General features: G+C 68.7%; 9 protein-coding genes and 1 tRNA gene. 2 read left to right on the top strand and 8 right to left on the bottom strand.

The features are described 5' to 3' along the window. Nucleotides 1–163: 163 nt before the first annotated feature. Complete coding sequence (locus tag DQW06_RS23625) at nucleotides 164–778, top strand: rhomboid family intramembrane serine protease (protein ID WP_026338049.1); 615 nt, start codon at nucleotides 164–166, stop codon at nucleotides 776–778. Between the two features lie 141 nt (nucleotides 779–919). On the opposite strand, the gene DQW06_RS23620 is transcribed toward DQW06_RS23625, so the two are convergent. The 4 genes from DQW06_RS23620 to dcd all read right to left on the bottom strand — a co-directional run bounded on the left by DQW06_RS23620 (nucleotide 920) and on the right by dcd (nucleotide 5,161). Next, nucleotides 920–1,852 carry a glycine betaine ABC transporter substrate-binding protein gene (locus tag DQW06_RS23620; protein WP_013155532.1) on the bottom strand — a complete coding sequence of 311 codons (933 nt, stop codon included), beginning with the start codon at nucleotides 1,850–1,852 and terminating at the stop codon, nucleotides 920–922. 60 nt (nucleotides 1,853–1,912) lie between these two features. Beyond that, nucleotides 1,913–3,142 (bottom strand): proline/glycine betaine ABC transporter permease, encoded by a 1,230-nt coding sequence (locus DQW06_RS23615; RefSeq protein ID WP_013155533.1) that lies wholly within the window; start codon nucleotides 3,140–3,142, stop codon nucleotides 1,913–1,915. Further along, nucleotides 3,139–4,137, bottom strand: a complete 999-nt coding sequence (locus tag DQW06_RS23610; RefSeq protein WP_041552940.1) for a glycine betaine/L-proline ABC transporter ATP-binding protein — start codon at nucleotides 4,135–4,137, stop codon at nucleotides 3,139–3,141. Before DQW06_RS23610 ends, DQW06_RS23615 begins: the two co-directional genes overlap by 4 nt. A 433-nt stretch (nucleotides 4,138–4,570) precedes the next feature. Continuing rightward, nucleotides 4,571–5,161 carry a dCTP deaminase gene (gene dcd, locus DQW06_RS23605; protein WP_013155535.1) on the bottom strand — a complete coding sequence of 197 codons (591 nt, stop codon included), beginning with the start codon at nucleotides 5,159–5,161 and terminating at the stop codon, nucleotides 4,571–4,573. Between the two features lie 139 nt (nucleotides 5,162–5,300). On the opposite strand from dcd, the gene DQW06_RS23600 reads away from it, so the two are divergent. Beyond that, nucleotides 5,301–5,374 (top strand) — tRNA-Gly (locus tag DQW06_RS23600). A 135-nt stretch (nucleotides 5,375–5,509) separates the two neighbouring features. On the opposite strand, the gene DQW06_RS23595 is transcribed toward DQW06_RS23600, so the two are convergent. The 4 genes from DQW06_RS23595 to DQW06_RS29305 form a co-directional block, all read right to left on the bottom strand. Then, the gene (locus DQW06_RS23595; RefSeq protein WP_157983579.1) at nucleotides 5,510–6,004 is read right to left on the bottom strand and encodes a Pycsar system effector family protein; all 495 of its coding nucleotides are present in this window, start codon (nucleotides 6,002–6,004) and stop codon (nucleotides 5,510–5,512) included. Nucleotides 6,005–6,072: 68 nt separating this feature from the next. After that, nucleotides 6,073–7,188 carry a hypothetical protein gene (locus DQW06_RS23590; protein WP_117199329.1) on the bottom strand — a complete coding sequence of 372 codons (1,116 nt, stop codon included), beginning with the start codon at nucleotides 7,186–7,188 and terminating at the stop codon, nucleotides 6,073–6,075. After that, entirely contained in the window at nucleotides 7,178–8,533 is a 1,356-nt protein-coding gene (locus tag DQW06_RS23585; RefSeq protein ID WP_117199328.1) for a hypothetical protein, read from the bottom strand. The genes DQW06_RS23590 and DQW06_RS23585 overlap by 11 nt, the downstream gene beginning before the upstream one ends. Continuing rightward, the gene (locus DQW06_RS29305; protein WP_198662529.1) at nucleotides 8,530–9,804 is read right to left on the bottom strand and encodes an OmpA family protein; all 1,275 of its coding nucleotides are present in this window, start codon (nucleotides 9,802–9,804) and stop codon (nucleotides 8,530–8,532) included. The genes DQW06_RS23585 and DQW06_RS29305 overlap by 4 nt, the downstream gene beginning before the upstream one ends. Nucleotides 9,805–9,885 lie beyond the last annotated feature (81 nt).

Genomic DNA, 9,885 nt, shown 5'->3' with positions numbered 1-9,885 from the left:
CTCCCGAGGTCCGCCCCCTGCCGGGGACCGCGACCCCCTCCTCCGCGCGGAGCGGCACCACTCGCGCCGACCCGCCGCGACATATCCCGACACTTCGGGCAATTACCCACCACGCCCCGTACGGACATACCGCCGCAAGGCAGTGTCCTCTACTCTCGATGGGGTGAAGCAGTCCAGAATCACCGCCATCCTGACCGTAGCGGGGATGCTCGCGGCCATGTGGGTCTTCGAGATCCTCGACAGCTTCGTGCTCCTCGGAAGGCTCGACCAGCAGTACGGTCTGCGCGCCTGGGACCTCCAGGGGCCCTGGACCGTGTTCACCGCGCCGTTCATGCACGGGAACCTGGAACACCTCATCGGCAACTCGCTGCCGTTCCTCGTGCTGGGCTCGCTCGTCGCGTTCAGCGGCCTGGGGCGGTTCCTGCTCACCACGCTGATCATCATCCTGGTCAGCGGTGTGGGCGTGTGGCTGTTCAGCTCACCGTTCTCCCTCACCGTGGGCGCCAGCGGCCTGGTCTTCGGTTACTTCGGCTACACGGTCCTGCGCGGGATCGTCGAGCGCAAGACCATCGACATCGTCATCATGATCTGCGTGGTCCTCTTCTACGGGACGATGATCTGGGGGGTCCTGCCCCAGTACCCCGGCGTCTCGTGGCAGGCGCACCTCTTCGGGTTCGTCGGCGGCATGCTCGCGGCCTACCTGCTGCCCAGACGGGAGCGCCGCAGGCAGCTCGACCAGGGCTACGGAGGCGCCCAGGGCGGCTACTACGCGCCCTGACGGCACGTCCGGGGCCGCGTGCGTGCGGTCTCCGGGAACGCGGACGGGCCGCCCCCTCGGGGACGGCCCGTTCTCGTGTGCGCGGTACCGGAGTGCTCTCCGGGGCCGGTGCGCGTGCGGGGGAAACCGCCCCGCGCGCCTCTAGAACTCCAGGCCCTCGGCGTCCCCGCCCAGGGTGCGCTCCAGGAACTCGGGGTTCTCCGCGAGCCAGGCGCGGGCGCCCGCCTCCGGGTCGTCCTGATGCTCCTGGAGGGTCTGGACCTCCAGGGTGGCCAGCTCGTCATCGCTGAGCTGGAAGCTCTCCAGCCAACCGGTGAGCTCGGGGTACTCCTCACCGAAGCCGTCACGGCCGACGGCGTGGATGGTCTCCGCGTCGCCCATCAGGCCCTCGGGGTCCTCCAGGTCCTTCAGGTCGTACTGGGCGTAGGCCGGGTGGGGACGCCACAGGGTCACCACGATGGGCTCCTCCTCGGTGATCGCCGAGTCGAGCTCGGCGAGCATCGCGGCGGTGGAGGAGGTGACCAGCTCGAAGTCCCCGTCCAGGCCGTAGCCCGGCATGGCCTCCTCCTGGGTGACGCGGGTCAGCCCGGCGCCCGGGTCGATGCCCACGATCCGGCCGCCCAGCTCGTCGGCGTGGTCGGTCAGGTCGGAGATGCTGTTGACGTCCTCCATGTAGGAGGGCACGGTGATGGTCAGCTTGGCGTTGTCGTACCAGGCGCCGAGGTCCTCCAGCTGGTCCCCGTAGTCCTCCCAGTAGTCGGCGTGCGTCACCGGCAGCCAGGTGTCGAGGAACAGGTCGACGTCGCCGTTGGCCGCGCCCTGGTACATCGGGGCGACGTCCACGTCGGTGATCGTGACGTCGTAGCCCTTCTCCTCCAGGATGGCCTGCCACATGTGCGTGACGGCGATGCCCTCCTCCCAGGCGATCAGCGCGATGTTGATCTCCTTGGCGTCCTCGCCGCCCTCCTCCGGGCCGGTCAGGCTCTCACCGCCACCGCCGCCGCAGGCGGTCAGGAGGAGCGCGGCGCTCATGCCGGCGGCGGAGAGGGCCGTCATGCGCTTACGGCTGTACATCGTGGGGTTCCTTCCCTCGGGGAATTCGGTGTGCGGGGCTGGACGGGGCGGGCACGCCGCTCAGGCGGCCGACGCGGCCGCGCGCGGGCTGTTGCGGGTGACGGCCGCGGTCAGGCGGTCGAGGAAGATCGCCAGGATGACCACGGCGATACCGGCCTCGAAACCGAGGGCGCCGTCGTTGCGGGTGATGCCCTGGTAGACCTCGCTGCCCAGGCCGCCCGCGCCGACCATGCCCGCGATGACGACCATCGACAGTCCGAGCATGATGACCTGGTTGACCCCGGCCATGATGGTGGGCAGGGCCAGCGGCAGCTGGATGCCGGTGAGGACCTTGGTCGGGGAGGCGCCGAAGGACTCGCCCGCCTCCACCAGCTCCTTGTCGATCTGGCGGATGCCCAGCTCGGTCAGGCGGACGCCGGGCGGCATCGCGAACACGATGGTGGCGACCACGCCGGGGACGGCGCCGATGGAGAAGAAGAAGATCGCCGGGATCAGGTACACGAACGCGGGCAGCGTCTGCATCAGGTCCAGGACCGGCTTGACGATCTTGCTGACCAGGTCGTTGTAGGCGGCCAGGACGCCGATCGGGATCGCGATGACCACGGCGATGGCGCTGGCCACGAGGACGAGGCCGAGCGTGTCCATGGCGTTGGTCCACTGGCCGACCGAGGCCACCAGGGTGAGGGCGATCAGGCCGAACAGGCCCATGCGCCACCCGGCCACCGAGAGCGCCAGAAGGCTCAGCAGCAGGATCATCAGCAGTGCCCCGGGCCGGGTCACCAACATCGGGAGCACGAGCCAGCCGAGCAGGACCAGCACGAGCCAGCCGCCCGCGACGACGCCGGTGCGCACCCGGGTGCCCCGGTCGAGCACGCCCAGGACGGTGACCGCGACCAGGAAGACCAGCGAGATGCAGAAGTAGGCGTCCACGTACTGCTGGTCGAACAGGTTCATCGCCCACAGGAAGAGCTGCGGCGGCAGGCTGTTGACGATGGTGTTGCCGAGCGCGAACTGCGCGTGCAGCACGTAGAGCAGCGAGACCGCGGCGACGATCACCACCAGCGGCAGCCGCCGGCGGCGCAGCAGCGGAACGGCGATGATCACGGCGGCCACGAAGGCGAGCTGTCCGGCGGCCGGCTCGGTGAAGAAGCCGGACAGGGCGCTCACGGCCCAGCGGATGAACTCGCCTACGGCGTCGAAGAAGAGGCCGAAGGTGCTCTTGAGCCAGGCGTTGAGTGCCTCGAAGCCGTCACCGATCGGCAGGGACGGCGGAAAGTCAACGGGTGTCACGGGGTCTCCTTCCCGCCCGCGAGCGCGGCCAGTACGGAGTTGCGGGTCACCGTGCCGAGCACGGTGCCGTCCTCGTCGACCACGCGGAGGCGGTCGGAGGCGGCCGCGCTGGCGTACAGGTCGGCGACCAGGGTGTCGGCGCCGACCTCGGGCGCCGAGGAGTCGGCCGCGGGGGCGCTCGGGTCGAGCACCGACGCGGCGGTGAGCACGCGGGTGCGGTCGACGTCCTCGATGAAGCGCTCGACGTAGTCGTTGGCGGGCGCGCTGAGGATCTCCTGCGCGCTGCCGATCTGGGCGACGCGGCCGTCCCGCAGCACGCAGATCCGGTCACCGAGGCGCATGGCCTCGTTGAGGTCGTGCGTGATGAAGACGATGGTCTTGCCCAGGCTCTTCTGGAGTTCCAGGAGCTGGGTCTGCATGTCCCGCCGGATGAGCGGGTCGAGGGCGCTGAACGCCTCGTCCATGAGGATGATGTCGGTGTCGGCGGCCAGTGCCCTGGCCAGGCCCACACGCTGCTGCATGCCTCCCGAGAGCTGGTGCGGGAGCTTGTCCTCCCAACCGCCGAGCCCCACGAGTTCGAGGGTCTCCCCCGCCCTGCGGCTCCGCTCGGCGCGGGACAGGCCCCGCAGCTCCAGGCCGTAGGCGGCGTTCTCCAGGACCGTGCGGTGCGGCAGGAGCGCGAAGTGCTGGAAGACCATGCTGATCTTCTCGCCCCGCAGCTTCAGGAGGCTCTTCCTGCTGAGCGCGGTGATGTCCACGCCGTCGACCTCGACCGTCCCCGCGGTGGGTTCCAGGAGGCCGTTGAGCATCCGGATCAGGGTGGACTTCCCCGATCCGGACAGGCCCATGACGACGAAGATCTCGCCCGGTTCGACCTCGAAGGACACGTCGATGACGGCGGCCGTCACGTCGAGGTCGGCGATGGTGTCACGGTGGCTGCCGTCCGAGAGCCGCCCGACGGCGGCTCTGGACTGTCTGCCGAACACCTTGTACAAGTGGTCTGCGCGTACTGCTGGCACGGTCTCCTCTAGGGGGCTGTCCCGACCGCGAGGCGTGCCGGGGCAACAGTTCCGCCCCATCGCCGACCCGCGGTTCCCACAGGTAGTCGGCGTGCGCGGAGCCCCCTTGCGCGCCCCTCATCAGGGCGGAACCGCTACCTGGTTCACGTCGGGGCGCAACCTTACCGAGGTGTGTACGTACAGTTCAGGCGCTAAGTAACCACCAAATAACATGTTTAAACGTCGTAAAAACGGTCCGCCGACCTGTGGCAGCGGATGCCGGAGCCCCGAAAGGCTCCTTTGTGATTTACACCACACACGGAAAGATAGTGACCTTAGTCACATACTAGTGACAGGGGGATCAAACGACAGTCCGTGTCCGTTCAGGACCGTACCGTAAACAAAACGCCCTGTCTGCCCCCGGTCCCGGCTAGACGCTCTCCGGGCTGATCGGGGTGCGGATGAAGTTCTGGTGGGACCTGGACGGCGTCGGTCCCCGCTGCCCCTGGTAACGCGATCCGTAGCCCGCGGAGCCGTAGGGGTGCTCGGCCGGGGAGGACAGGCGGAACATGCACAGCTGCCCGATCTTCATGCCCGGGTAGAGCTTGATCGGCAGGGTGGCCACGTTGGACAGCTCCAGCGTGACGTGCCCGGAGAAGCCCGGATCGATGAACCCGGCCGTGGAGTGGGTGAGCAGCCCCAGGCGCCCCAGAGAGCTCTTGCCCTCCAGGCGGCTCGCGATGTCGTCCGGGAGGCTGACGACCTCGTAGGTGGACGCGAGCACGAACTCGCCCGGGTGCAGGACGAACGCGTCCTCACCGTCGGTCTCGACCAGCCGGGTGAGGTCCGGTTGCTCGGCCGAGGGGTCGATGTGCGGGTACTTGTGGTTCTCGAACACCCGGAAGAAGCGGTCCAGCCGGACGTCGATGCTGGAGGGTTGGACGAGGCCGGGGTCGAAGGGGTCGATCCTGACCCGCCCGGCGTCGATTTCGGACCTGATATCGCGATCGGAGAGCAGCACGGTCCGAACCTACCGCCTGGGGCAACGCAGCGTAGCGGCGATCCCCGCCCGGGTGGCGGTCCGCGCCGAGTTGCCCACCCGCCCCGGAGTTGGGCTAGGATGGCATCCGTTGCCAGCCGGGTCCTTCCGGCGGTGCCGCGCGGATGTAGTTCAATGGTAGAACTTCAGCTTCCCAAGCTGATAACGCGGGTTCGATTCCCGTCATCCGCTCCACGCAGCAGAAGGCCAGGTAGATCGGTGGAAACCGAACACCTGGCCTAACGCGTTTCTAGGGGTCCGTACGGGCCGCGTGCCCGTTACGTGCCACACGCGCGGACGCCGACCTCAGCGCCTGATCGGCTCGCGAGGTTATAGCAACTGCACCAGCCCGGCCGCCAGATGTCCCATGACAGCAGTCGCCATGGACACGGTCCCAATCTGGATCAATCGGTACTTGCGGACGGTGATCGCTGACAACGTCTTCACCTGTGTGACCAACCGTTGGAGTTCCATGGTGCTCGACCAGCGCAGTGCCTGTTCGAGCCGGTTCTCCCGGTCAGCTCGCAACACGTCACCGTAAAACCGGATCAAGTCGGGGTGCGCCACGACCGTGTGGTCACTGGTCTTGGGAAAGACCGCCAGCGTGAACGCCGCCATGGCGCACACACCCGCCGCTGAGCCGATCCACCACAGGACCGCCCCGAAGGAGCTCAGCTCCGCCGGGGTCCACCGCCCGTCCAGCACTGCTCCCGACAGAACACCGGTGGCGATACCCACGGCAGCGAAGAGGATCGCCGCCTTCTGGTCGGCCCTGACGATCTCGGCGCGGGTATCGGACAGGAGAGCGGACGTGTAGCGGCGCACGTCATCCTCGGCCGCGTCCCTTCGCCAGGACCACCAACGCGCAGGGGCCGCGTGGACACCCGACATGGTCAGGCACCGCCTTGGACAGGGCCCGGGGCGGGAGCCATGGCGTCGAACCGCGTTCCCAGTACCGACGGGTGGTAGCGGGCCAGACACCGCACAGCGGTGGCGCTGTTACCCAAGAAGGCCAGGTTGGACACGTTGGCGGCGAGTTCCGAACCCTCCATCGTGGGTGATTCCGAGCCCAGGCGCCCCAGCGCCTCGACGAGGAGTTCCCCGTTATCGGACTTGGGATCGGCGACACGGTGGCATTCGTGGAGGACACGCTCCCACGCCTGGGTGTGCGCCAAGAGCGCACGCCCTGCCCGCTCGCGCCGCACACGGACCCTGCGACGGGCGGCCGCCGACCGCAGGGCACCGACGACGCCGTCCCACGGACGCGTGGCGGACGTCCTTCGACCGTTCGAGGAAGCCGATCGGTGGTGGCGTATCTGTGCCGGCAGGACGGTGAACACAGCGGCGGCGGTCAGGACCCCGGCGGTGACCTCCGGCAGAGGGCGGACCGGTGTCGCCCCCACGACCGCCACGACCCACATCACGGGCCAGGACACCACGATCACGCACACGAACAGGTAGACGAGGATCCCGGCCCTGCTGCGTGTGCGGCCCCCGGTACGGGCGTGGCCCCCACCGGATGCGACCAGGGAGGAGCCGGCCGTGAGCCATACGGTCGCCAACAAGAGGCCGGGAAGGTAGCCCAGCGGAGCCCAGGCAAGTTCGACGCCGAGTCCCGTGACCAGCAGATCAGCGCCCGACTGGGCGAGCAGCACCAACAGCAGCGTTGCGGAGACCGTCCACACGAGCGCGGACCGCACGCGTCGCGGTGGGGGCTGCGTGTCGTCTCCCGGCCGCGATGGGTCGTCCGCCACCGGCATGGGAGAGGGTCCCAGGTCCTGTGGCAGGAGCCACTTCTGGACAGGGGAGTCGGAGGGTCGGGCGACGTGCGCGAGGCTGGGGAGACGGTGGGCGTCGGCGAGACGGTCCAGCGCGGCACGGGTCTTCCAGTACGTGTCCGTCAGTCGGCGCGCGTCCTGGGCGATGCGGTAGCGGTGCCCGGCGAGCTCCCCGACAGGAGCAGTGCGGGCGGTGGGACCGGGGGTGACGGTCGCGGTGTCAGACGGCATCGGAGTGCTCCCTCGGGTCCGAAGCGGGTACGGGTAGATCGTCACGGAGCTGGGCCACCAACTCCTCGTATCTCTGTCGCAGCGGGGAAGGGTCGTGGAAGCGGATGAACCGCCAGGCCTCGTCGAGGACACCGATGTCGGGATCGGGCTGCCGGAGTCCGTCGAAGCGTTGGAACGCGTCGGCACCGGGAGGCCCGACAGGCGCCTTCTCACCGTCCTCCTCGGCCCGGGTCCGGGGCTCTGGGGCCTCGGGGCCGTGCATCCCGTGGCGATGGCGGGACACCAGGATGTAGGAGTCCCAGGCCCGGTCGGTCTCTTCCCGGGCCACCCCTTGGAGAGCGGCGCACTTGGAACGCATGTCGCTGTGGGCGGTGTCGAGCTCGGCGAGCGCGTCGAGGGCCTTGCGGCACTGCTCCTCGAAGACATGGATCTCGGCGTCGAGGCGGCGCCTGGCCTTCTTCATCTTCGCGGCGTACGGGTTGTGCACCAGCGACTCCAGGAGCACGGCGCCGAGCGCCAGTGTGACGATGAGGAGGATCACGTCGGGTTCCGCGAGGATGATCGGCATCCCCTCCTGGGAACCGGCCCGATAGGCGGCGAGCATGCCGAAGACGTTCGCCATCCACATGATCGCGATGACGCCGACGAGCGCCTTGAGCCAGCCGGGCCCGCGGTTGACGGCACGTCCCGCCGCCTGGCGCAGCCGCCAGTGCCATGGAGCCGGGTCCTCCCTGCCTGGCCCGGTGGCCGCGCGAGCGGGCGCGGAGCGGATGTCCCACACGGCTTCGGCGAGCAGGCGTCCGCATGCCCACAGGACGACGGCCAGGAGCATCCCGAGGCACAGACCGAGGGCGCCATGCCACTCCCCGGGCTCGACTCTCAACAGGTCGAGGGCGACCTCGTAGAGGAACCACGTCTCGATCGCGGCGATCATCAGCACCGCCACGACGGCGATGAGACGGTAGTACAAAGGTGGCGCCTGCCTGCTCTTGGCGGGGATTCCCGAGAAGTCGCGTTCGAGGTCGGCGATGTACTCGTTCGCCTCGACCAGACGACGCCGACGGTGGAAGGACGCCATCTCCTCCAGTGCCCCCTGGACACGTCGACGGGCGCTGATCACGCCCCCGCGCAGCCAGCGGACGTCGGCCTCCCGGTTGACCAGAGTCCGTGTGGCGTTCCTGGCCGCACGTAGGAGGACCGCGCCTTCGAGGTTGTTGACCTTCCGGGGGTCGGGTTCATGGGGAAAGTGGCCGTCGTCGTTCGGAGGGACGTTGTGCCCGTATCTGTCGGGGTGGAGGGGATCGAGGTTGTCGTCGGGGTTGTAGGGGAAATCGTCGTCGTTCATGTCCGGCCTCCGTCGTACTCCAGGACGACCCGCCGGTTCTCCCGCGCGCACACGGGGTCGAGGAGCCGCCCGTTGTCGTCGTAGTCGCCCGTGCAGGAGGGTTCACGGCTTCCGCGTCCGTGCGCGGTGACGTCCGTGAAACCGCGGGCGGTCAGCTCAGCCGCCACGGCCCGGGAGCGGCGTAGGGAGAGGTCATCGTTGTAGGAATCGCTGCCCTTGGAGTCGGTGTGTCCGATGACGGTGATGGGCGCCGTGCGATCCGGTCGACGCTCGGCGACCTCGTCGAGGACCGTCTCCGCGCTGTCCCGGAGTTCGGCCGAGTCGAAGTCGAACAGCATGGCCGCGGGGATCTCCTCCCGGTCGGGTTCACTCGGTTTCGGTTTTGGGAGCACCACCTCCGGATCCTCGACCGGGTCGCCGTCGGTGGGAACAGTGGTCTCCGTCGTAGCGGACTCACCGGGTGCGGTCGCGCATGGCCGTGACCCGTCGTGGATGTCGCACACGGTGTTCCAGAAGTCCTCGATGAGGGGGAGTTGACGGTTGTCGAGTTCGGCCGCGGGCGCGGGTTGAAGCACGACGTTCACCTCGATACCGCCCAGACCGTCCTCAGGGGTCTCTCCGGAGGCCACGCAGCCCTCGGACAGTTCCTCGTCGGTCAGCTCCAGGTCGAAGTAGCGGTTCATGTCCAGGCAGCCGACGTTGACGAGACCGTCGGTGAAGACGTGGAGCGATCGGGTCGCGCCGTCGCCGGTGGTGGCGAAGCGCCGCGCCCCGGTGGTAACCCCGGTGAGGACGTCGCTTCCCTCGGTGGCGGCGGGGCTCGGTGGGTTGGCGCCGAGGAACTCTTCCAGGCACTCACGGAACAGCTTCGCCTGGTTGGAACGGCCGTGCTCAGATCCCACCACTCGGGGCACGAGCAGGCGGTTGAGCTGGAACTTCGGTGTCTCCTGCGCGCCGCCGAAGTATCCGACGGACAGGAGTCGATCTCCGTTCGTACCGTAGAAGTCGTCGTGCTCGACGATCTCGGCCACGGAGGACGAGAAGTCGGGCATCTCGCCCGCGCCGTTGGCCATCGAGGCGCTGGTGTCGATCATGAAGACGAGTTCCGCGGTGACCTCGTCGGTGTTGCCCGAGTCCGGTAGGACCTCGCCGAGGCGGGAGTCGCAGTCGTTGTCGAGCGGCACGTCGGCGGGACCGCTCCAACAACCCGTCAGCATCAGGCTCAGGATGAGAACCGCTGGGGCCAGCGGTGCTCGTGGGGGGCCAGTCATCGGAATCCTCCGTGGTGAGATGAGCGCCGCGCTCCCTGAAGGGGGTAGGGGCGCGGGTCAGGACCTGGTGTGGGACGGGGG

Origin of the sequence: Nocardiopsis sp. TNDT3, assembly GCF_003427465.1 — a bacterium.
GTDB lineage: Bacteria > Actinomycetota > Actinomycetes > Streptosporangiales > Streptosporangiaceae > Nocardiopsis > Nocardiopsis dassonvillei.
Note: the sequence above shows the minus strand (reverse complement) of the source record. Positions and strands in the feature narration are given on the sequence as shown.